The organism is Trichocoleus sp. FACHB-90 (assembly GCF_014695505.1).
Classification (GTDB): Bacteria; Cyanobacteriota; Cyanobacteriia; order Cyanobacteriales; family FACHB-T130; genus Funiculus; species Funiculus sociatus.
The window spans coordinates 13,727-37,201 of record NZ_JACJOK010000015.1; the positions used below are offsets into that span (position 1 = coordinate 13,727).

Consider the following 23,475-nt stretch of genomic DNA (forward strand, 5'->3'; position numbering starts at 1 on the left):
GGCAAATGACGAATCCACCGCCCCCCGATCCAAGATCCTCTCAACTAGGCTTTGATGAGTTGATAGGCATTGTTGTAGCCTTTGCCGCCATTGGCGCGATTTTCTTTTGGGTGATAGGTAGAAAAGATGAAGGGTTGAATCTGACAGGCGTGCCGATTCCTAACGCCACCACGAGTCCCACGCCAGCAGCCCCACTACCGCCCGTATTGCCACAGGAGTCCCCCCTTCCCCAAGCCATAGATCCCTCAACGCCAGAAGCCTCGGAAAACCTCACCCCAGTGGTACCAATACCAGTAGACCCAACAGCGGCTTCGAGAACCATACCCCTAGCTCCCGCCCCAGTGGTCGTAGCTCCTTCCCCAACTGCGTCTGCGACTCCCTCCCCAACACCCACAGCTTCACCCCCAGCCAGGGCGCTCAACTTCACGGATATTCCTGCTAATTACTGGGCGCGTCCTTACATACAGGCAATGGCTCAGCGTAACATCGTCGCCGGTTTTACCGATCGCACTTTTCGCCCGGATAGACCGATAACTAGAGCCGAATTTGCTGCCATTTTGCAGAAGGCTTTTAACAAACAATCGGCTCAAAACGCACCGAATTTTAAAGACGTTCCAAGTGGACTCTGGGCAAACGCAGCCATTAAGCAAGCTGCTACAACGGGTTTTTTAAAAGGGTATCCAAATAATATCTTTCTCCCCAATCAAGAAATTCCCAAAGCGCAAGTCTTCGTTGCCCTTGCCAGTGGCTTAGGGCTGGCACCACCGCCTAATTCTGCCCAAGTTTTACAGGCTTATCAAGATGCTCCGCAGATTCCTAATTACGCCAAGCCAGGGGTAGCAGCCGCTACGGCATCCGGTCTTGTGGTAAATTACCCAAAAACCAACTTGCTAAAACCAACTCAGGCGGCTACGAGAGCTGAGGTTGCGGCTGCGATTTATCAAGCCTTAGCGCAAGCTGGAAGAGTGGAAAAGATTCCTTCTCAGTATCAAGTTCAAGTTCAGCCAAAACAATAATAGCTAATTGCAAGGGAAACATTTCTCGTTCCCAGCCTGAGACTGGGAACGAGGAAAAATGCTGCGAGTTGTGAGATTTAGTTTTTGAAGTTGCGATCGCCTTCATACCCGGATATATCTGCAAGTTTCTGCAAAGCCAGCACACCTGTGTATTGCTTTCCTTGAATTTCCCAGGTGGGATAGCCTTCGATTTGAGCTTTTTTACAGAGGTCTGGGCGCGGATTTTTACCGCCAGCATCGCACTCAATATAGTTTATTTGCTTCACTGCTTCTTCACCAAACATTTGCTTTTGATCAGTGCAGTGAGGACACCAGTAAGCACCGTAAAATTTCGCTCCAATTTTTTTGAGATGTTTGGCTAAACCCACCTCTGCTGAAATGGGAGGCGCGGCGGGTTGGTTTGGCGTAGTTTGTGATGCTACGGGTGGCTCCAGTAGGTCACACCCAGCCACTAGCCCCAGCAGCATTATCGTTGTACTGCGGATGATGATTGAGCGAAGGTTGATTCTTTGAGGTTGCATGGCACGAGAGCGTAGGATGGGATATATTACGTCTTTGCTTTTCGTTAAGAATAATTGTAGCCAACCCCAACAGCAGATAAAGCATTTTTTGTAAATGCGATCGCTAGAAGTAAAAAGGCAAAACTTTCTTGATTTTTGCCTTTTTACTCCTCCTTTTGTAACACGATTAGGGGGAGCGCATGAGAGCCTTTTTAGCGACCGTTATATGACCAATGTGGAGGATCGTTCAATAGCTTATACACACCATAAGAAGCACCAACATTGTGCAAAATAGTATTACTGGCACCATTGGTGGGAGCGCTGATATTAAAGATGGTTCCATCTCGTCTTTTAATTCTTAGGATACCATCCCAGGTAATATTCCAATCAATCGCCAACCTTTCAGTATGAAGAGATTTGAGAGCAACAGGATTACCGCCAATCCCATAAGCATCTACCATCAATTCTGCCGCTTTCACCGACACCGCATTTGTGTAATGTACCCATTGAATGTCAACTCCCGGAAAGCGCGGCACATCCTCTGCCTTAATATTTCCTCGTGAAATTCTAGCAGCATAGTGCATCAAATAAGCTCGTTGCGGAGGTCGATAAGTGGCGGCGATAATTGTTTGAGCGCCTGCGTCAATCATGGCTTTTTGAAATGCCAGTACCCTTTCACGGAATGGAGAAGCTAAATCAGAAATAGACTTGCTTGTTGGAAAAAAGTCATACCAATGTTGTCCACTCAAACGAAATCTAATTCTTTTAGCATAGTTGTTGAGAATATCCATTGCTTCAGTAAAATCTGCTCCCAGTTTCTGTTTAGTGGTTGCAGAAAGCAGATCCTCTAATTCGCTACGCAAGCGCACATCTTTTTGTAGGTAAGCTTGAGCTAAACCCTGCGAACTTCTGGCACCAAAGTCTCCATCTACTCCCAAGTCTGGAACTAAGATAGTATTCAAAGACTTTTGTAAATCTTTTACCTCTGCATCACCAAAGCGCAGGTAAGCTAACAACAATGCCGCTGTAAGATTTGGAACTTTATAAATAAACCCGTCGCTCAAAGCTTTGGTATAAGTTGTATTATCTACAACTCCATTGACGGGCAAATTATTTCTTTGTTGATAGCTGCGGGTAGCTGTATCACTTATTTTCCCAAAGTCTCCATCAACAGTTCCAATCGGATATTGAGCTTCTTTCAAATAGCTCTGCCAAGCACTAACAGCCGAACCATTAGAGCCAATTTTGAGCGTAGGCAGTTTTAGAACACTGATATTGAAAGCCATAGATTTTACCTGAGTTGAACAGTAGTAGGGTGGGCAATACCTTAACTCCCAATTTATGGGCGGTTGGCGGGGCAAAACGTTAGTCGCTTTTTTCTAAGCTACCCCTTGAAAGAAGGGAGGTATTACTCCTGTAAAGTTGTACGCCGCTTTAACCTATTAATTTAACCCAGCCTTGCGGCCCCAGAATGCCATCAGCAGTTAAGCCATTTTGTTTTTGAAATCTCTCAACTGCTGCTTCTGTACCAGGGCCAAAAACGCCATCTGTTTCTGCACCTATCCGGTATTGCAAGTATTTTACAGCTGTACCTCCGGCATGGTTTGCTCTTAATATTGGCTTGGCAAGAATTTGATTAAGTGCAATCCACGTAGTAGGGCCGGCAATTCCATTTTCGGTGATGTCTACAATTGACTGAAACTTTTGGGTAGCTGCTCTAGTTTCATTGTCTATTGTTCCATCTTCTACCAATTTTTTGCCGCTGCTATCTGTTATTTTTAACCTATTTAAGGTTTGCTGTAGTTTGATTACCTCGTTATCTTTAGCTGGGTTTGGAGCGGGAGGCGTTGGAGATTTTCCAGTTAATCCGGTAACAATAGCATTCGCCAAAGCTTCTGGATTGTACCGATTCATATCTTCTTGGTTGTCGCAGAAACAACACTCAACCAGAATGGCAGGCATATTTGTATTTTTTATTACATACAAGTGCGAACCATCTTTAACGCCTCTGTTGAAATATCCCAATTTAACTATATTGTCTAGTATGGGCTGGGCAATCTTTCTGCCTGTATCGCTGGCTGCAAATACTTCCGTTCCCTTAGCTACACGGTTAAAAGCATTAAAGTGAATAGATACAAATAGGTTCACTCTATTAGCGTTAGCTATATTGCATCTTTGCAATAGGGAATTGCCTACACTACTCGCACTTTTAGGCTTGCATTCTACAACTTGATGTCCCTGAGATTTTAACTTAGATATAACTCTAGTTCCCACCTCCATTGTCATCACATCTTCAACTCTAATTCCTCTGGCTCCCGTGTCGGGAGAACAATTATGCCCGATATCAATTCCGTATTCCATTGCAGTTAGCTCCTTTTAGAGATGACAAGTTTTCGGTTAAACTAAACTTCCGAAAGTTTGGGGCAACTTTTATATTAAAACCTTTACCTTATTTTCTGTTCATTACTTTAACATAAAAGTCATATTTTGTTACAAAGAAAAAATTTAATTCGTAGAAATAGGTAGGACGAGAGATATGATCGGCTAATAGGAAACCGCTGTTGGTTCATCAGGAAAAAAACGAATTTAAACTAATATAAGTTCCGGATTTTATCTCATCGGTTGTGGATCATCCGGTAACTGATGTTCGCTTTTTTTAATAAGGAGGCTTTATGGCAGACTCTGGAAAATCTCGGATGCGCGAGTCCACGCCAGACGATGTAATTATTCAGGCACAGGCACGAAAACCCATTACAGACCCCAGCCTGGGCATTTCCGTTGAAGTGAATAGACAAGGCACTCCCAAGCATCGTCTGGTCACGATTGGGGACTCTCTCTCACACGGCTTTCAAAGTGGGGCAATCTTTAATACTAGTCTCTCCTATCCCATGATGATTGCCAAGGAAATGGGCTGGTCTTCCCAGATGCGATATCCTACCTACGACGGGCCAGGAGATGGGCTTCCACTCAACCTAGAAAATCTGGCTCGACAACTCGATCGGGAGTTTGGCGACAATATCAACTGGTTGGATTTCGCCCCGGCGCTGTTGTTTATACGCCACTATATGGACGATGTGGAGGATTATTGGGAACGTGACGCAGGCTCCCGCTTCCCAATTCAACGCGGGATTAATCACAACCTGGCAGTCTATGGCTGGGATTTGCGGAATACCCTGTCGCGCACTGCGGACATTTGCCTAGACATCATTCGGAAAAATCCGCCCAAAGACGATTACCTCCGGCAGGTTGTTGAGTATCATAACGAACGCGCTGCCATCCGAGTTTTAAATTCGGCACGAGATGCACAAGGCAACGCGCTGACGCCACTGCAAGCAGCGGCAGCACTGGGTGCTGAGGGGACGCCAGAAAGTGGTGGAGACGGCATTGAAACGCTGCTTGTTGTCATCGGTGGCAATAATGCGCTGGGTAGTATTCTGACATTCAAGGCGGCTTGGACCAAAGAAGGCTATGACGATATGGCGGTTAACGATCGCTATACTGTCTGGCGTCCGATCCACTTTAAGGCTGAACTGGACAAGTTAGTTGAGGAAGTTAAGCAAATCCGCGCTCGCCATGTAATCTTGGCAACGGTTCCTCACGTCACGATCGTTCCTTTTGCCCGTGGTATCAATAAAAATGATCAGGGAAATAAAGCTGAGCCGGGATCTCGATACTTCCCTTACTATTCCTTGCCTTGGCTTACTGAAGAAGAATTCGATCCAAATAAGCACCCGTACCTGACAGGGGAGGAGGCACGAGCAATTGATAGTGCCATCGACCAGTACAACGACTATATAACCGATGCGGTGCTTCAGGCTCGACAGGAAGGCAGAGATTGGTATCTGTTTGAAATGGCTGGCTTGTTGGATCGCTTGGCATCTAGGCGCTACATTCAAGACCCCGCCGCCAGACCGACTTGGTGGGATGAAGTGGGTGGTCAGTACCAGTTGCCACCTGAGCTTCAGGCACTTTCACCCGTGCCAGATTCCCGATTTTTTAAATCTGATGCAACGGGTCGCACCCAAGGCGGCTTATTCTCTCTGGATGGCATTCATCCCACTACCATTGGCTATGGCATCATGGCGCAGGAGTTAATCAAAATTATGCACAAGAAGGCGGGTGTCAAGTTTTATGAAAGCGATGGGAAAACCGAGCGGACTGGTGACATCAAAGTTGATTTTAATCGCTTGATTGCCCTGGATACGCTGATTTCTAACCCGCCGCGATCGCTCTCTAATGCTCAGAGTTTAATCGGTTTGATTGATAAGAACTTTAATATCTTCAGCCGGATGCTCACAGGTAGTTACTAAAAGCAATCCGAGGGCCGGGGTGGGCTTAGGCGTCCCATCCCCAAGGTTCCTGCTTAAGATCGAAAGTAGGAACCTTTAGGATCTCTGGACATGAAACGTATTGTTCTAATTGCTGGCTTTGAATCATTCAATGCTGACTTGTACCGAAAGGCAGCTCATTTGGCTCAGGCTAGCTGTCCGGAGTTGGATATTCGGGTGTTTAGCGATCGCGCCCTCACGACGGAACCTGAAGCCGTAGAAGCCGCACTCCAGGGGGCAGATGTCTTCTTTGGCAGTCTGCTATTTGATTATGACCAAGTTTTGTGGTTGCGCGATCGCGCACAACACATCCCCATTCGCCTCGTCTTCGAGTCAGCCTTGGAATTAATGAGTCTTACCCAGTTGGGTGCCTTCAAAATTGGCGACAATCCCAAGGGAATGCCCAAACCTGTGAAATTTATTCTCGATAAATTCAGCAACGGGCGAGAAGAAGACAAACTTGCTGGTTATATTAGCTTTTTGAAAGTAGGGCCAAAATTATTAAAATTCGTGCCAGTGCAAAAAGTGCAAGACTTACGCAACTGGCTAATTATCTACGGTTATTGGAACGCTGGAGGAACAGAAAATGTTGCCTCTATGTTCTGGACTATAGCAGAGAAATATTTTGGGCTAAAGGTAGGAGAAATTCCGCCACCAGTTGAAACTCCCAACATGGGATTACTGCATCCAGATTATCAAGGATTTTTTGAATCACCAAAGGCATATTTAGATTGGTATCAACGGGACTGGGGACTGGGGACTAGGAACTGGGGACTGGGGAAGGAAGATTTCCCAATTCCCAATTCCCAATCCCCAGTTGTTGGAATTCTGCTTTATCGCAAACACGTAATTACAAAACAGCCTTACATCCCCCAGTTAATTCGCCAGTTTGAGAAAGCTGGATTAATACCTTTACCAATTTTTATCAACGGAGTTGAAGGCCATGTGGCGGTGCGAGATTGGATGACAACCAATTACGAAATCGCCCAACGAAAACTCGGTAATATTGAAACTCCTTCGCTGTCTGATCAAGCAGTTTCAGTGGATGCCATTGTTTCTACAATTGGTTTTCCCCTCGTAGGTGGCCCTGCGGGGTCGATGGAAGCAGGGCGACAGGTCGAAGTAGCAAAACGCATTCTCACCGCAAAGAATGTACCTTATATTGTTGCCGCGCCGCTACTAATTCAAGATATTCATTCTTGGACGCGGCAGGGTGTTGGCGGATTGCAAAGTGTTGTTTTGTATGCCTTACCAGAACTCGACGGGGCAATTGATCCGGTTCCTCTCGGTGGTTTGGTGGGAGAAGATATTTACTTAATTCCAGAACGAGTCCATCGGTTAATCGGAAGGTTGAAAAAATGGATTTCCTTGCGACAAAAGTCTACCGCTGAACGCAAAATTGCCGTAATTTTGTATGGATTTCCGCCGGGATATGGTGCAACGGGTACAGCAGCTTTGTTGAATGTACCACGTAGTCTCCTTAAATTTCTCCACGCCCTAAAAGACCAAGGTTACAACATTGGGGAATTACCAGAAGACGGCGAAGAATTAATTCGATTGGTGAAAGAAGCGGATGAGAATCCCACCCCAGCCCTCGCCGTTGAAGGGGAGAAGGCAATAAAAGGTTTAGAAGGGGTAAACCCCGTTAACACTAAAACCCTAGAAAGATGGCTAGGATACCTACTCACCACTCGCATCGAAAAACAGTGGAAATCTCTCACTGGAACTGGCATCAAAACTTATGGAGATGAATTTCAAATTGGTGGGATACAACTAGGAAATATTTGGATTGGCGTACAGCCACCATTGGGTATTTCCGGCGACCCGATGCGGCTAATGTTTGAGCGAGATTTGACACCACATCCTCAATATGCTGCTTTCTACAAGTGGTTACAAAATGACTTTCAAGCTGATGCCGTTGTTCACTTTGGAATGCACGGCACGGTTGAATGGTTGCCGGGATCTCCGCTGGGAAATACTGGTTATTCATGGTCAGATATTTTGTTGGGAAATTTGCCGAATCTATATGTATATGCGGCAAATAATCCTTCGGAATCAATTTTGGCGAAACGTCGCGGCTATGGGGTAATAATTTCTCACAATGTACCGCCTTATGGTCGGGCTGGGCTATATAAGGAATTGGTGACGTTGCGAGAATTAATTGCGGAATATCGGGAAGATACAGATAAAAATTACGTTCTCAAAGAAGCCATCTGCAAAAAGATTTTAGATATAGGTTTGGATGCAGATTGTCCCTTTGAGGATGCAAAACGTTTAGGAATTGCCTTTACTCCTGAAAATGCCAGGATGTTTAGTGCTGATGTCTTTAATAGTTATTTGGTGCGGTTGTACGAGTATCTGCAAGTTCTGGAAAATCGGCTTTTTTCATCTGGGTTGCATACGTTGGGGGAAGCACCTAATTCAGAGGAAATGGTGTCATACCTTGAGGCTTATTTTGGGGAGGAGTTCTCAGAGGGTATGCTGAGGGGAATTGTAGAGGGAGAATCGCCCAGACGCGGAGAACGCAGAGAGGAGGAGGTTATACAGATCCGGGATTTATTGATGCAAACTGGGGAGGAATTAAGGAATCTTATCAGAGGGCTTAATGGGGAATATATTCCGCCTGCACCGGGGGGCGATTTGCTAAGAGATGGTGCTGGTGTATTGCCGACTGGGCGCAATATTCATGCTTTAGATCCTTATAGAATGCCTTCACCTGCGGCTTATGAAAGAGGCCGAGAAATTGCTAGAAAAATTATTGACCAACATTTTCAGGAAAATGGTCAATATCCTGAAACCGTGGCGGTTATGTTGTGGGGTTTGGATGCGATTAAAACTAAGGGTGAATCTCTGGGAATTTTGCTGGAATTAGTAGGCGCTGAACCAGTGAAAGAAGGAACTGGCAGAATTGTACGTTACGAATTAAAACCTTTATCCCAACTAAATCATCCTCGTATCGATGTTTTAGGGAATCTTTCTGGCATTTTTCGCGATAGCTTTGTAAATATTATCGAACTTCTTGACGATTTATTTCAACGTGCTGCTGATGCTGATGAACCGGAAGATAAAAACTTTGTTCGCAAGCACGCTTTAGCATTAAAAGCCAAGGGTGTAGAGAATGTAACGGCGAGATTATTTTCTAATCCTGCGGGTGATTTTGGTTCTTTGGTAAACGATCAAGTTGTCGCTTCCAGTTGGGAATCAGGCGATGAGTTGGGCGATACTTGGCAAAGTCGAAATGTTTTTAGTTACGGTAGAAAAGATAAAGGTCAAGCTAGACCAGAGGTTTTAACGCAGTTGTTGGATAAATGCGATCGCATTGTCCAAGAAATCGACTCTGTAGAATATGGTATCACCGATATTCAAGAATATTACGCTAACACTGGCGGCTTGAAAAGGGCCGCAGAAAAACAACAAGGTAAAAAAGTTAACGCCAGTTTTGTCGAAAGTTTCTCGAAAGATACGACACCCCGCAAATTAGAAGACTTGCTGCGAATGGAGTATCGCACTAAGTTACTTAACCCGAAATGGGCGCAAGCAATGGCGAATCAAGGTTCAGGTGGTGCTTACGAAATCTCGCAGCGCATGACAGCACTCATTGGTTGGGGTGCTACTGCTGATTTTAGCGATGATTGGGTTTACGACCAAGCAGCAGATACCTATGCTTTAGATGCAGAAATGGCGAATAAATTGCGAGAAGCCAATCCCGAAGCCTTCCGCAATATTGTCGCCAGAATGATAGAAGCAAATGGTCGCGGTTTTTGGGAAACGGATGCTGATAAGTTGCAGAAATTGCGTGAATTGTATGAATTATCTGATGCAGAAATTGAAGGCGTTAGCGTTGGATAAATTACTGTTTATTACGCAAGTAAGATATGTAGACAATACCAGGGAATTAGTCTCGACCAGTTAGGCTCGTTGAGATGAAATGTTAGTATACCTAATGCAACCCATCCTATCGGCCCAATTACTATAGAGATAGCTCTGGTTAACGTTGTATAAACAACAAACGGCAGAGTTATCCGTAAACTACCAGTCAATGCTCCTAATGTCGTTGTCGCTAATAGATAAATGCGAAATCCACTTACAGGACACATCGATGACTAATCCATCCCTTGAGAAGGAAATTATCAATCACCTAAATAAGCTGAATTCGCAGCAACAGCAGCAAGTGCTGGATTTTGCTCGATTTTTAGCAATGACAAAGCCTGTTGCTGTTCCAGGTAAAGAACTTTTACGTTTTGCAGGCGCTATCCCAGCAGATGATCTAAATCTTATGACACAAGCAATAAAAGAAGGCTGCGAACAGGTAGATTTGAATGAATGGTAGGTTCCTGCTAGATACTAATATTGTCATTGCCCTCTTTGCACAAGACACTTCAGTTCAGCAGCACATAGCCGAGGCTGAGGCTGTATTTGTCGCAAGTATTGTGTTAGGTGAACTTTATTATGGCGCTCGAAAGTCGGCGCGTGTAGCAGCTAACTTGGCAAGAATAGATGAGTTTACAACTAGCAGTGCTGTACTGGTGTGCGACACAGCAACAGCACAACAGTATGGGCAAATAAAAAATGTTTTAAGAGAGAAAGGACGACCTATCCCTGAAAATGATATTTGGATTGCTGCTATTGCCCAGCAATACCAATTAACGTTGGTATCGCGTGATGAGCATTTCAGAGAAGTTGATAGGTTGTCAGTGGAAAGGTGGTGATATTGGTTAGCTGTTGAAGAAGAAATGAAAGAAAGATGCGATCGCATTCTCTTTCTCCCTAAGTAAATTTCCCATTCTCGCCATTGGGTAACATTTGTTATACTCGCATTCGTTTATTCGGAACGGCGAGTAATTAGCTGTATTAAGGAAAGAGGAAATTCTAGAACTAAACTTATGTCTGACGAACCCAAAGCACAAGGATGGTTTCACACGCTTCCGGGCATCATAACTTCAACGGCTGCCATTCTCACTGCTGTAACTGGCTTAGTTGTTGCGCTAAAACCATCTGATACTCCGCAGCCATCGCCAGCAGCGTCAATCTCACCATCGCCAGCAGCGTCAATCTCACCTTCATCAGCAGCGTCAACCCAAACAGTACAGTCACCAATTCCACAGTCATCAACTGTTGAACAAACTACTGATACACCTTCAGAGGGAAAAGGAAAGGGGAAAAAAAAGGATAAGGACAAGTAGTTACAGTTGTTATTTATCGTTAGTCATTAGTTTAAGACTAATGACTAATGACTGGGATTTAGCGATCGCGTAATTCAGTTTCCATCTTATCTAAATCTTCTCTGAGGAAAACTGTCATTTGACCGTTGTAAGCCTTACCTTCCTTGGTGTTGACAATTTCCATCCAGTAAGCAAATCTCTCTCCTAACCGTAATTGTCCCTGCTGCGCTCTCAAAAGCGGCAGTGCCTGACGACGAGATAAGTCTACACTTAGGGGCGTGGGATATTCATACACAAGTCTCGAACGGTCGTAATCTTGATAAATATCTGGGCCATAGATTACCCGCAAAGATTCCTTCAGGCGTTCAGGAGTAACGCCATTTATTTGGTCATAAAAATTAAAGCGTTCGCTGCGAATTGTACCGCGCTCTCTGATAGAAGTAATTCTGCCCGGCGGGAACACAGTTGCTTGAAAAGTAAATCTTTGGGCGGGCGTATTACTCTTTTGCACGATTAGCCCATCACCAACAGCAGGGCGAAGAGTGGGATTAGAATTAATCCATGCAGTCACCTCTTCTGTTCTCTGTCCCGGTAAAGCATCGGCACGACTGGCTCCCAATGCTAGTAAAATTCCCAGGGATAAAACTGATAACAATTTGACGCTTTTCATCTAATCCTTCAAACTTTCCCAGAAAAAAAACAATTCATTAGTAGTACAAGGGCGACTTTAGTCGTTAGGTGTTGTTACTACTTCTAAGATGCCACGCTGGGGTCAATGGCGACCTTAATCACCTTACGATTCTTCATATCTTGGAATACTTGCTCTAAATTCTTTAAAGGCTGATGTTCGCTGATTAGCAACTCAAAGGGAATTGTCCGACTCGCCAACAAGGATAAAGCATCTCGGACATACTTTGGCGTGTTGTGAAAAACGCCTTTTAAAGTAAGTTCGCTGTAGTGTAGCTGTTCTGTATTTACAGTGATGGTGGTATCTCGCGGACAACCGCCGAATAAGTTTACGGTAGCACCGGGACGAGCAGATGCGATCGCGCTCTCCCAAACACTCGGCACACCCGTCGCCTCAATCACCACATCCGCACCCATGCCATCCGTTAGCTCTTTTACCACACTTGCTATATCTGCCTGCTTGTGGTAATTAAACGTTTGAGTTGCCCCCAACTTTTTCCCAATCTGCAACCGCTGGTCATTGCCGCCAAATAGTATGACTTCTCCTGAAGAGTCAGATGCTAATTTGGCTACAAACATCAGCCCAATTGCCCCATCTCCCAACACTACTACCTTATCGCCAGGTTTCACATTAGAACGCGCTACCCCGTGCAGCACGCAAGCTAGAGGTTCAGTCATCGACGCCAGCGCATCCGGCAAGTCTGCGGGAATCGGCAACAGGTTATGCTGCACAATCTGGGCGGGAATTTTTAGATATTCTGCAAAGGTGCCGTTATTCCAAGTTAAATTAGGGCAAAGAGAATACTCTTGACGTTGACAAAAAAAACAATTTATGCAAGGAGCCGAGTTATTAGCAACTACGCGAACTCCTACCTGCCAAGCACTGATACCTTCACCCACTGCCACAATCCGCCCAGCAGCCTCGTGACCAAACAAAGTGGGAGGTTTCAGCATTTTCGCATGACCTCCCCGCCGCCAAACCTTCAGGTCTGTCCCGCAAGTCGTTGCCGCTGCTACTTGAATCACCACCTCACCAGCAGCTGGCGTAGGGTCAGCTACCCGTTCCAGGCGTAAATCCTCTTGTCCGTAAAGTACAGCCGCTAGCATTATGCTCTGCCCCTAACCGTGTCCTAGCTGATTTTATCAGGGCAGATTTAAAAAAGGTAAAAGGTAAAAACAAGAAATCATTCAGCATCAAGGATGAAAAGCATTCTGACCGTTATTGTTCATCCGTATACCTTGTGCCTTTTACCTTTGATTTTTTGCCTTACTTTAAGTATTTACAAGTTTTAAAGTCCGCGATAATTGAACGACCTTGACTTCACTAGAGGGCGTCTTCTCGATAACTACGGGTAGCATTTCTTGACGACATGAGGTACAAAACCAATAAACACCATTTTGCCGCGCATGACGCAGGAGGGGGCTACCGCAACAATGACAAGTATTTAGTCGCATTTTATTAAACTCCCTATTTGAAAAACGTACACCACTGATTCAGTACCAACTCAAGCTAATGTATGATGGGATACCAATTTCAAAATGTTAAATTTATCTTAAGATACCCGACCAGCAAGAGTTTGGTTGACGGTAACATTTTATGGCGAGATACTGATGCCGTTACACAAAAAGTAGGCGGCAAAACTGGTGTCATAAATAAAGATAAAACTAAGCATTAAGTAAGCTCATCTATCCTGGGGATCATTTGGTAATGGGACATTAGGCACTAAGAATGCAGCAAAACACCGAAAGGTCATCGGGATCAGGAAGTTAAATTAGGGTTGGTGGCAGGAGGATTCTAAACCGCCTGCTGGCGATCGCCGGAGACGAGTCGTACCCGTGGGGCATCCCCACCAGATAAAGGAGGCTTTTAGCAGTGCGAACAAGCGACGAAATCAAAGCAGAAATAGAAGGAAAATTCGGTTTTTTCCCCCCGTTTTTTGAACCTGCACTCGATACACCGCAGATTCTGGAAAACCTTTGGCAACAGACTCTATCGGCTTATGTCAATAATCCGTTGCCATCTTTATTCAAGGAAAAGCTTTTTGCTTACTTGTCGCGCTATTGCTCAGTTCCCTACTGCATCGTTTGCCATAGTTGTGCCTTGCGACCTTTAGGAATGACAGCCAAGGAATTGCTAAAACTACTGGAAACGCCACCACCTACGGGAAATCGGGAATCAGAAATCGAGAATACAGAAGAATCTACCGCACTCCTCCAATCTGAGCAAAGCCTTTACGACTATGCGATTTTAATTTTCCTGAAGCCTGAGAGTGCAGCAGCTTATCGGAACCAGTTGCGTCAGTTGCTAGGATCAACTAATTACGCTCACCTGGTGGCGTTTCTGGGTTATATCAAAATGTGCCACCAGTGGGTAGAAAGTTATCCAGAGCTGTCATATAAAGCCGACCTACGAGCTGAGTCTCATCTAACCGCCTTGCTGGAAGAGGAACCTGACTTGGCGGATTTCTTTGCTGACTACAACGAAAAAATTCAGCAGGAAAAACACAGACGAGAAAATTTACTAGCAGCTCAAATTATAGAGTTGCAACAGGTGCAGAAGGCGCTTTTCGAGAGCGAACAGCGTTTTCGCGCTACCTTTGAGCAAGCTGCTGTTGGCATTTCCCATGTGGGGATAGATGGTCGCTGGCTACGAGTTAACCAAAAGCTTTGCGAAATTGTGGGTTATACCCGCGAGGAACTGCTAAAGCTAACTTTTCAGGATATTACTCACCCCGAGGACTTGGAAGCAGACTTGGCATTAGCGCATCAATTGCTGACTGGCGAAATAAAAACTTACTCAATGGAGAAGCGTTATCTTCGTAAAGATGGCTCAATTGTCTGGATTAATTTAACTGGGTCAATAGTAAGGGAATTGGGGGCTGGGGACAAGGGACTGGGTAAGAGTCCTTCCCATCAGCAATTCTCAATTCCCAATCCCCAATCCCCAATCCCCAATTTCCCAACACCAAAATATTTCATTGGTGTGATTGAAGACATCAGCGATCGCATCCAAGCTGAGCAGGAGCTGCGAGAATCGAAAGGGGAACTCCAGGCAATTTATGACGGGATGGTGGATGGACTGCTAATTACCGAGCGAGAGACAACAAAGTTTCTTCGTGCCAATGCAGCCATCTGTAATATGTTGGGATATTCAGAAAGCGAATTATTATCAATGTCTGTACAGGATATTCATCCACCAGATCAGTTAGATTTTGTCTTGGAAAAGTTTCGGGAAAAGGAAAAAGAAACAATTAGACATAGCAAAAATATTCCTTGCTTACGAAAGGACGGTAGTATCTTTTTTGCAGACATTGGATCTAAAGTCATTATTTACAATCAGATTCCCTGCAAGATCGCCTTTTTTAGAGATATTACTGAGCGCAAAGCCGCTGAAGAACAGTTGACGCAACGAGCCGAAGAGTTAGCGATCGCTAATACCCACTTGGAACAGTTTGCTTATATCGCTTCTCACGATTTGCAGGAACCTTTGCGAATGGTTGCCAGCTACACGCAGCTTTTGGCAAGACGCTATAAGGGCAAGCTGGATGATGATGCTGATGATTTCATTAATTATGCGGTTGAAGGTGCTAACCGGATGCAGCAGCTGATTAAAGACTTGCTGGTGTTTTACCAGATAGGGCATCGGGGCGAAACATTTGAGACGGTGAACTGCGAGAAAGTTTTGCTGTTAGCGATCGCAAATCTAACTGCTGCGATCGCCGAAAGTGGTGCAGTCGTGACTCACAATCCCCTGCCAGTGGTGCTAGGTAACGCTGCTGGGCTGACGCAACTGTTGCAAAATCTAATTAGCAATGCTATCAAGTTCTCCCAGCAAAGCCCTTGCATTCATATCGAAGCTCGATTGGGTGACAAGGAATGGGTGTTTTCTGTTAGCGACAACGGCATCGGCATCGATCCTCAGTACGCCTCGCGCATCTTTGTGATCTTTGGGCGCTTGCACACAAAATCTGAGTATCCGGGAAATGGCATAGGGCTGGCAATTTGCCAGAAAATTGTCAACAGGCATCAAGGTAAAATTTGGGTAGAGTCTGAGTTAGGCAAAGGTTCTACTTTCTATTTCACTCTTCCTATAATAAATTAGGGGTAAAAAATTTAAAAAAGGTAGACGCTCACCTCAAACAAATTCCGTTGGTAATGGTTCCTACGTTGTTGACACGCCCAAATATTTAAAATACATAGAATCACCAGGAGAAATGTTACATTACCATCTTGAATATTGTGTAATTAATCTAAAAATTATGCTTGACGATTGTAATGCTGCTTAAAGAATATCTGACCATACCCAGGCTAAAACCCCTAGCAAAGCAAGCGGAGTAAAGCCCATGCAGATCAAAGAACCCATCACCGTTTTGCTGGTGGAGGATAACGTTGGCGATGCCCGTTTGGTTCGGGAAATGTTGCGGGAAATTAATGCTACGCAGATAAAGCTGCTCCATGTAGTCAATCTGGAAGAGTGCCAGGTTTGTCTGGCCAAGCAGCGTATCCCTTGTGACCAAGAGAAGACAACGCCTTGTGTAGGGGTAATTTTGTTGGATTTGTCGCTACCGGATGGCAACGGGTTAGAGACAGTGATGCGAGTCCGCAGTGCAGCACCAGACATCCCGATTGTAGTCATGTCAGGACTAACTGATGAAGCGATCGCCCTCAAAGCTTTGCAAGAGGGAGCGCAAGATTATCTTGTAAAAGGTTATACAGACGGTCATGGGTTGATCCGTGCAGTAAGCTATGCCATTGAAAGACAGCGAATGCAACTACGACTCCAACAAACTCAGCAAGCGTTGCAACAGCAGCTGGAACGGGAAGCCTTAATAAACCGCATTACCACCGCCCTGAATTCCAATCTCGATCCTCAATTTGTCGTGCAGGAAATTGTTCGGCAAACTCTCAAACCGATGGGCGGCGATTTCTGCATGGTAGCCCGCGACTTGCCTGAATCAAAACAATTTTTAATTGAAGCCGAATATTGGTCTGATTTGTCAGAGGGCGATCAAAGGCGAAATTTCCTGGCTTGGCAGGGAAAAACGCTGCTCTTTGAAGGCTGGGAAACGGTGAGGGACGAGTTACTACAAAATCGTCCGGTGACAATTCAAGATGAAAAAATAAAAATAAAAAATGCGGAAATTTTGAATGGTGAATCTTCAGTTTTGAATATTCCAGCTGTCCTGATGGCTCCTATTTTTGTTAGGAACCAATACTACGGCAATCTAGTTGTCGGGTATATTCAGGGGGAAAATTCATTTAGTAACTCACAAATCCAGCTGCTACAACAACTGGCACAGCAGACAGCGATCGCTCTTTACAATGCGCGAGAGCTAGAACAGTTAGAAAACCTGGTGCAGGAGCGCACCGAGCAGCTAGGACGGGAAAAAGCCCTGCTAGAGGCAATCCTCAATTCAATTCAAGAGGGGATTTTTGTCAGTCAACCTGATGGTCAGCTGGCGATGTTGAATCCGGCAGGGTTACAAATATATGGTTTTGTAGGAGAAGTTGAAAAACCTAACCCTAAGACGGAATTAGCGCCTCACGTGGCTGAATATTTAGCTAAATTACAAATTCGCAATCCCGATGGTTCCTGTCCAACTCTTGAGGAACTACCTATCAGTAGAGCAATTCGAGGAGAAATTTTTACCAATCACGAGCTAATTGTAGATTGTCCGAATGGGGAACAGAAGTGGGTGAGTCTTTCTGGATCGGCTATCGTTGATGAAGCTGGAGAAGTTTTGCTGGCGGTGAATACAACGCGAGACATCACCAAAGGCAAACAGGCGGAGAAAGCACTGCGAGAATCAGAAACCAAATTTCGCACACTTTATGAATCAACCAGCGCCGCAGTCATGCTGCTGGATGAAACAGGATTTTTCGATTGCAACAGCGCGACGCTACAGTTATTAGGTTGCTCTGACTTAGAGGAGTTTTGCGGCAAACATCCCAGCGAGTTTTCGCCACCGACTCAACCTGATGGTAACGACTCTTTTAGCCTTGCTTGCGATCGCATAGCCACTGCTTTAAGAGAAGGCAGCTGTCGTTTTGATTGGATTCATCGGCGTAAAGATGGCACAGATTTCCCTACAGAAGTGATGCTAAGTGCAATCGAGTTGGGGAACCAGCAAGTGATACAAGCGGTAGTGTATGACATAAGCGATCGCATCCAGACAGAAATCCAATTGCGTCAAGCGTATGATGCAGCTGAAGCTGGAAGTCGCGCAAAAAGTGAATTTTTGGCAACGATCAGCCACGAACTGCGGACACCCCTCAACTCCATCTTGGGACTGTCTAACCTCCTGCTACAAGAAATATTTGGCACTCTCAATCAAAAACAAAAACAATACACTGCCTGCATTCATAGCAGCGGCGAACATCTCTTGGCGCTGATTAACGATATTCTTGACCTTTCTAAAGTCGAAGCGGGCAAAGAACAACTCACTTTAACCGCTGTGAACGTCGAGAATTTGTGCGAATACGCAGTTACAATTATGCGAGAGCAAGCTTTAGAAAGGGGGCTGCAACTCACCTGCGAAATTGATCCAAATGTTAATATCTGCCTAGCCGATGAGCGGCGTTTGAAGCAGATGTTGCTGAATTTGCTGTCTAATGCGATTAAGTTCACACCAGCAGGATCAGTAAAATTAATTGTACAAAAGCAGCCTGAAGGCATTGCATTTACCGTAGCAGATACGGGCATCGGTATTGCCGCAGAAAAGCTGCCGTTATTGTTTCAGCCATTTCGTCAATTGGACAGTGGACTAAACCGACAGTTTACAGGCACGGGTTTGGGGTTGTCTCTGACTCGCGGTTTAGCCCGACTGCATGGTGGAGATGTGAGAGTTTCCTCAACCCTAGGAAAAGGCAGTACATTTACTATTGATATACCCGATTTGGGCAATGATTCTTCATCTGTCATCCATCCTTACTCATCAATCATCAATCAGGAATCATCAAGTAATGGACAAAAGCTTAAAAGTAACGAGCAAGGAAAAATTTTAATTGTAGAAGATGATAAAAACAGCGGGATGCTGTTGAATGACTATCTAAAATCTATTGGTTATACAGTGGAAGTTTTAATAGATGGTGCAAATTTTATAAGCAGGGTGCGAACATTCAAGCCTCATCTAATTTTGTTGGATTTCAATTTACCAAATGGTATTACTGGGTTGGATCTGCTAACACAATTGCGGCAGGAACCGGATATAGCAGAACTGCCTGTGGTGATAGTGACAGCTATGGCGATGGCAGATGATAAAGAGCGTTGTCTAAATGCTGGGGCCCACGATTATCTCAGCAAGCCAGTTGGTGTCCAACAACTGGAGTTAATTTTAATGCGTTATTTCTAAAGAAGGCAAAAGGAAAAAAAAGTTATATGTTTTTTCCTTTTACTTTCTAATTTCCTGAACGATGTGCCAAGCTTTTAAGAAATCGCCCTGCATGAGCGCTGCAACGCCGCTTAAGGCTTTAATTTCGAGTAGGTTAGGGTTGAGTGCCACAGCTGGCTTCAGCACGTTTTGAGCCTTTTTGGGATGCCATTCGTACAGATGGACAAAGGCAAGATAAGCATAAGCGTAGGGATTTTCAGAGTCTAGTCGCACCACTCGTTCCAGGGATGCGATCGCGTCTTTAGCTTGTCGCTTCAAAACCCTTGACAAAGCCAGCGCATATGCCAAATCTCGGTTTGGCTCCCGTTGCAGTCGATACTCCAAAGCCAACTGCGCTTGCACCAGATAGTCTTGAATCGGGTCATACTGATTAATCCGCCCAGTTTCCGCAAAAATCTGCTCTAGGGCGGCTGTCCCTTGGGGTAAAGTAGCGGCTAAAGTCCGCAACTGAGTCCCCAAATCCAACTCAGGCGCAGGTGTAGCAGCAGCAGCGTCAATCTTGAGAGTCACTGGCGGCACTTGTATGGGGTAAGTTTCACCAGTTTTTCGGTTCAGGTATGTCGCCTCCAGGGTGTAAATCCCAGCAGATGTATCAGCTTTTGGAAGCATTGCAGTCTGTTCAATTACTCGAAAACCTTTAGCTAATAATTTATCCGGCAGAATTTCTGGATATAAATTTCCCATCCCGATAGCGCGATCGTGCAACCACTGAGATTTTGGATTCTCCGTATTCTCTTCGCTTCGCCAAGTTAGCAACACGATGCCTGATTGCAACTGTTCCCAGGAACCTGTCCACTCGTAGGTTATAGGGACAGGCACCCCAGGAGGGGCAATTTCTGGTACTTTTACATTTACTAACTTGACTTTATTTTGTGGTTCCGATAGCGGTTGTACCTGTACGGGTGGCGATTTTTGATGATAAAGTTTCAGACTACTGTTTTCGGATAAATTCCAAGTTTTATGCAGCTGAAAATCTGAACCTTGCTCGACAGTTTGGACAATGGTAGCTTGAGCATCGGGAACAGATCCTTGCTTGCCAGTTTTAGTTAGGAACCAGGAAAGCGATCGCGCATCTTGAGCCACTTGCTTCTTTCTCGTCCCCACCTGCCGTCCGTAAACCTGAAAATTTTGCAGCGCACCGTAATAATTAAAATTGTGCTGATTAATATTGGCAGTCGATGGCAACACTCCCAATGTCGAACGCAAATAAGGCTCAGTTTGAATAATTTCTCTAATTACTTGTGGGTGAGGTAATTCTTTTTCTAAATAAACTGGATGCTGAGCATAAGGGCTGAGGGCTTGCGTGAAATTTTTCCATATCGTACCTTCCTCTGGGAACCAGTTAAGAAACATCAGCAGCACCGCCAAACTAATCGTTCCCCAACGGATGTAATTCCAACGACCAACCCATCGCGTCAAACCATAAGCCAGAAATAGCGCAACCACTGGCAAATAAGGCAACACATAGCGAGAATCTTTATTAATGTTTAGCGAACACAGCAAATAAGATCCCACCCAAAAAATAGCCAGCCAGCCGATTTTAGATTTATTCTCGTTACCAACCTGAGCCTTCTGATTGCTAAGTGCTGCACGACCCCAATAAATCAACAATCCTACAATCGGAACGAGCAACAAAGGCCAGGAAACATGATAAGGCAGAATTTTCCAATAATAAGTCCAAGCTTCTAACGTATTCAGCGCCGGATCTCCTTCTGCGATCGCTGAATCCACCGTCGCCCGCTTCCCCGATGTCAGCATCAGCAACCAATTAGCGCGATACCAAGGGCCAAACACCAACACCGACAGCAACAACGAGAAAACCAGCTGAGCTAAGCGTCCCCATGCTCGGTGCCGAATTACACCAGCACCCACCCACAACACCGGAGCCAACAGAAAAAACAGCGCCGTCTGCTTCACCATCAACGCCAGCCCCAAAGAAAGCCCAAACGCCGCCGCCCAAAACCACTCTCTTCTCTGCGTCCTCTGCGCCTCTGCGGTTCGACTACTCCCACTACTTCTCGGAAGGGGCTGACCTAACGATTCAACCCCGTCCCCTAAAAGGGAAGGGGGGGAAATTGGACTCCCCTCCCTTTTTAGGGGAGAGGTTAAGCGCAAAGTATTGCGACTACTCCTCCACGCCGTCAGACAATAAAAACTCAACGTGACAACAGCCGTCAGCGGAAAATCCAGCAGAAAATCCAGACGATACCGATAAAGACCCGGTAACAACTGGCACAATCCAGCCGCCCATAAACCAATTTGAACGCTAAACAGCTGCACACCCAAACCATATACAGAAGCCAGCAGAATCGCACTAAATAGCAGATTCACCAATGTGGCGCTATCTGGCCCCGTCCCAAAGAGATTCTGAACTATAGCCGTAGCAATATAGGTTAAAGGCGGCACTTTTGAGGAAAGTTGCCAAAAACTCTCCCACCATTCCCCAGAAAACCACTGGGGATGTTGTAAAGCTTTCCAGTAATTTAAAGAGCCTGTCAAGTAATCTGCCTGATCCCAGGATGGCACCGAACGGTCAAGGGCAAACCAAATGCGATCGCATACCGCCCCAACCAGCCAAATGATCCCTAAAATCAGTAGGGGCGACTCTTGTAGTCCCTTGTAAAACGGATTGCGTTTATCTTTATCAGCCACAAAACCTAGGTGGATTAATCTAACATCTTCCTCATATTTACAATAAAAGCCAACTGTTTATAAAGCTCTGTTACTATTTTTCAAGCTTCCAAAGCCAATATTGGCCTTTTTCTAGCAAATTTATTTTATAATTTTGCTCTTTCTCAAGTTTGCTTAGCCATTCTTTAGAAGGATGAAGGACGAACACATCGCTAAAACCATCTGCAATCTTAGGTAGATTGGGTTCAGTTACTAATTGAAGTTTTACTTTTGGTTCGAGTAAATAGCTATACGAGAGGATTTCACTTAGATTATCGTAATGATTGGTGCTAATCAGAAGCGGTTTATTAGCTTTGTTAATTATCGAAACTAGCTGGGGACTGTTAGTCGCCTTATGCCAAGAAGTTTCAGTTATTGGCATAGATGCACACGACACAACTCCAGCTAAAAACAACCCAGTTGTTATCCCCTTCCATAACTGTTGCTGCGAACCAGAAAAAATCTTGTTAGCAAGCAGATAAGCAACAGCTAGTTGAATGCCTAAATAGCAAGGGGTTAGATATCGAGCAATAGCCGAACGCTGTCCCCCAAAAATTAAATCTGGTATAATTAAAGTTAAACCTGTAACGCCTATCAGCGTGAAAATAAATAACCAAACTCGGATTTGAGTTTGACGACATACAAAATATAAAGAATATATTGCCAAACTTAAGAAAGCAATAATAAATGGCATTACCAAATAATTTTCAATTCCAGCAATATTAAAATGCAAATCCAAAAACACGCGCCTAAAAGCACCAATCCACGCTTTAAATAAAGATAGAATAGGCAATTTGTCATCAGTCCAACTGGCGGCATCAACTTCGTGGATTTGAACTAGCCAAGGGATAAAACTTATCGAAGCTACAAGAGATGAAACTAGATATGCGATCGCGGTTTTATTTAAGCGAAAACGTTCAACCGCAATTACATATATCCCATGTCCAGCCGCAATTAAAATAGAAAGCAAATACGTATAAAACCCTAATATCAAAGTTGCTGCATAAATCCCCCAACTAGATTTGGTTTTTAACCGCATTGCTCGCAGCAGTGCCGCACTGGATAATAAAATTGTCACCATCCACATACTGTATTCTCGCGCTTCCTGTGCATAGAGTACGTGAAATGGTGAAACTGCTATCAGTGCCACAGCAATCCATCCTACCAGCGACGAATCAAATAATTCTAGACATAGCCAATAAATACAAGGCAACACCAACAAACTCATCACCGCAGATAAACTCCGCGTCACTGCTACTGAATCACCAAATAAATGTACCCAAAATCTCCCCAGCATTACATACAGTGGCGGATGTTGGGGGTCTTCTTTTATCAAAGATTGAATGCTATCTCCTAAACCTTTTTCAGGATTAATCCGTACATACTTTTGTAAATCTTCAATACTAATTACATTACCAGTAAAGGCTTCCCGAACTACTTCTTCCTTTGTGTAACCAGAAATTTGTAGCGAAGTAATAGTTTCATCTCGCCAGTAAACTTTTTTATCAAGATTAGAAAAGCGAAAGAAGACGCCTAAAATTAATAAGATAATAATTAAAAACCTTAATCCTTTCGGTGGTAGCGCCCAATGCCTCAATTTATCTTTTTCATGAGATTTCCCTGCAACCTGCTTAACGCTTGTTTCGTTGATGCCTGGTTGATAAGCCATAAATAAAATCTCCTAAAGAAACATCAAAAATCTTCCGAAAGTTATTAGTGGT

Annotated in this window: 15 protein-coding genes; 7 read left to right on the plus strand and 8 right to left on the minus strand. The window is 44.7% G+C overall.

Annotated elements, in window-relative coordinates:
* Positions 1 to 5: 5 nt before the first annotated feature.
* Positions 6 to 1,016, plus strand: coding sequence for an S-layer homology domain-containing protein (locus tag H6F74_RS04060; RefSeq protein WP_190436689.1), 1,011 nt, complete (start codon positions 6 to 8; stop codon positions 1,014 to 1,016).
* Positions 1,017 to 1,093: 77 nt separating this feature from the next.
* On the opposite strand, the gene H6F74_RS04065 is transcribed toward H6F74_RS04060, so the two are convergent.
* The 3 genes from H6F74_RS04065 to H6F74_RS04075 form a co-directional block, all read right to left on the minus strand.
* Complete coding sequence (locus H6F74_RS04065; protein ID WP_190436692.1) at positions 1,094 to 1,537, minus strand: hypothetical protein; 444 nt, start codon at positions 1,535 to 1,537, stop codon at positions 1,094 to 1,096.
* Positions 1,538 to 1,728: 191 nt separating this feature from the next.
* Positions 1,729 to 2,802, minus strand: a complete 1,074-nt coding sequence (locus H6F74_RS04070; RefSeq protein ID WP_190436695.1) for a peptidoglycan-binding protein — start codon at positions 2,800 to 2,802, stop codon at positions 1,729 to 1,731.
* Positions 2,803 to 2,950: 148 nt separating this feature from the next.
* Entirely contained in the window at positions 2,951 to 3,877 is a 927-nt protein-coding gene (locus tag H6F74_RS04075; protein ID WP_190436698.1) for an N-acetylmuramoyl-L-alanine amidase, read from the minus strand.
* Positions 3,878 to 4,188: 311 nt separating this feature from the next.
* On the opposite strand from H6F74_RS04075, the gene H6F74_RS04080 reads away from it, so the two are divergent.
* The 4 genes from H6F74_RS04080 to H6F74_RS04095 all read left to right on the plus strand — a co-directional run bounded on the left by H6F74_RS04080 (position 4,189) and on the right by H6F74_RS04095 (position 10,553).
* Positions 4,189 to 5,826, plus strand: a complete 1,638-nt coding sequence (locus H6F74_RS04080) for a hypothetical protein (protein ID WP_190436701.1) — start codon at positions 4,189 to 4,191, stop codon at positions 5,824 to 5,826.
* A 90-nt stretch (positions 5,827 to 5,916) separates the two neighbouring features.
* On the plus strand, positions 5,917 to 9,693 hold the full coding sequence (gene bchH, locus H6F74_RS04085; protein WP_190436704.1) for a magnesium chelatase subunit H: 3,777 nt from the start codon (positions 5,917 to 5,919) through the stop codon (positions 9,691 to 9,693).
* Between the two features lie 250 nt (positions 9,694 to 9,943).
* Positions 9,944 to 10,174, plus strand: a complete 231-nt coding sequence (locus H6F74_RS04090; RefSeq protein WP_242021788.1) for a hypothetical protein — start codon at positions 9,944 to 9,946, stop codon at positions 10,172 to 10,174.
* Entirely contained in the window at positions 10,164 to 10,553 is a 390-nt protein-coding gene (locus H6F74_RS04095) for a type II toxin-antitoxin system VapC family toxin (protein WP_190436705.1), read from the plus strand. Before H6F74_RS04090 ends, H6F74_RS04095 begins: the two co-directional genes overlap by 11 nt.
* A 206-nt stretch (positions 10,554 to 10,759) precedes the next feature.
* Here H6F74_RS04095 and H6F74_RS04100 read toward each other — a convergent pair whose 3' ends face one another.
* The 3 genes from H6F74_RS04100 to H6F74_RS04110 form a co-directional block, all read right to left on the minus strand.
* Positions 10,760 to 11,023: a hypothetical protein gene (locus H6F74_RS04100; protein ID WP_190436708.1), complete on the minus strand. Its 264-nt coding sequence runs from the start codon at positions 11,021 to 11,023 to the stop codon at positions 10,760 to 10,762.
* Positions 11,024 to 11,085: 62 nt separating this feature from the next.
* Positions 11,086 to 11,676 carry a hypothetical protein gene (locus H6F74_RS04105; protein WP_190436711.1) on the minus strand — a complete coding sequence of 197 codons (591 nt, stop codon included), beginning with the start codon at positions 11,674 to 11,676 and terminating at the stop codon, positions 11,086 to 11,088.
* A gap of 83 nt (positions 11,677 to 11,759) precedes the next feature.
* Positions 11,760 to 12,800, minus strand: a complete 1,041-nt coding sequence (locus H6F74_RS04110) for a zinc-binding dehydrogenase (RefSeq protein ID WP_190436714.1) — start codon at positions 12,798 to 12,800, stop codon at positions 11,760 to 11,762.
* Between the two features lie 766 nt (positions 12,801 to 13,566).
* On the opposite strand from H6F74_RS04110, the gene H6F74_RS04115 reads away from it, so the two are divergent.
* Together H6F74_RS04115 and H6F74_RS04120 are read left to right on the plus strand one after the other, a co-directional pair.
* A complete protein-coding gene (locus H6F74_RS04115; RefSeq protein WP_190436717.1) occupies positions 13,567 to 15,795 on the plus strand; it encodes a PAS domain S-box protein in 2,229 nt (742 codons plus the stop codon).
* Positions 15,796 to 16,036: 241 nt separating this feature from the next.
* On the plus strand, positions 16,037 to 19,045 hold the full coding sequence (locus tag H6F74_RS04120; RefSeq protein WP_190436720.1) for a response regulator: 3,009 nt from the start codon (positions 16,037 to 16,039) through the stop codon (positions 19,043 to 19,045).
* Between the two features lie 39 nt (positions 19,046 to 19,084).
* On the opposite strand, the gene H6F74_RS04125 is transcribed toward H6F74_RS04120, so the two are convergent.
* Together H6F74_RS04125 and H6F74_RS04130 are read right to left on the minus strand one after the other, a co-directional pair.
* Entirely contained in the window at positions 19,085 to 21,736 is a 2,652-nt protein-coding gene (locus H6F74_RS04125; protein ID WP_347269474.1) for a glycosyltransferase family 39 protein, read from the minus strand.
* A gap of 73 nt (positions 21,737 to 21,809) precedes the next feature.
* Positions 21,810 to 23,423: a glycosyltransferase family 39 protein gene (locus H6F74_RS04130; RefSeq protein WP_190436723.1), complete on the minus strand. Its 1,614-nt coding sequence runs from the start codon at positions 23,421 to 23,423 to the stop codon at positions 21,810 to 21,812.
* Between the last annotated feature and the right edge of the window lie 52 nt (positions 23,424 to 23,475).

Coding starts and splice junctions, on each gene's coding strand:
- H6F74_RS04060 (WP_190436689.1), top strand. CDS start 6: ATGACGAATCCACCGCCCCCCGATCCAAGATCCTCTCAACTAGGCTTT.
- H6F74_RS04065 (WP_190436692.1), bottom strand. CDS start 1,537: ATGCAACCTCAAAGAATCAACCTTCGCTCAATCATCATCCGCAGTACA.
- H6F74_RS04070 (WP_190436695.1), bottom strand. CDS start 2,802: ATGGCTTTCAATATCAGTGTTCTAAAACTGCCTACGCTCAAAATTGGC.
- H6F74_RS04075 (WP_190436698.1), bottom strand. CDS start 3,877: ATGGAATACGGAATTGATATCGGGCATAATTGTTCTCCCGACACGGGA.
- H6F74_RS04080 (WP_190436701.1), top strand. CDS start 4,189: ATGGCAGACTCTGGAAAATCTCGGATGCGCGAGTCCACGCCAGACGAT.
- bchH (WP_190436704.1), top strand. CDS start 5,917: ATGAAACGTATTGTTCTAATTGCTGGCTTTGAATCATTCAATGCTGAC.
- H6F74_RS04090 (WP_242021788.1), top strand. CDS start 9,944: ATGACTAATCCATCCCTTGAGAAGGAAATTATCAATCACCTAAATAAG.
- H6F74_RS04095 (WP_190436705.1), top strand. CDS start 10,164: ATGAATGGTAGGTTCCTGCTAGATACTAATATTGTCATTGCCCTCTTT.
- H6F74_RS04105 (WP_190436711.1), bottom strand. CDS start 11,676: ATGAAAAGCGTCAAATTGTTATCAGTTTTATCCCTGGGAATTTTACTA.
- H6F74_RS04110 (WP_190436714.1), bottom strand. CDS start 12,800: ATGCTAGCGGCTGTACTTTACGGACAAGAGGATTTACGCCTGGAACGG.
- H6F74_RS04120 (WP_190436720.1), top strand. CDS start 16,037: ATGCAGATCAAAGAACCCATCACCGTTTTGCTGGTGGAGGATAACGTT.
- H6F74_RS04130 (WP_190436723.1), bottom strand. CDS start 23,423: ATGGCTTATCAACCAGGCATCAACGAAACAAGCGTTAAGCAGGTTGCA.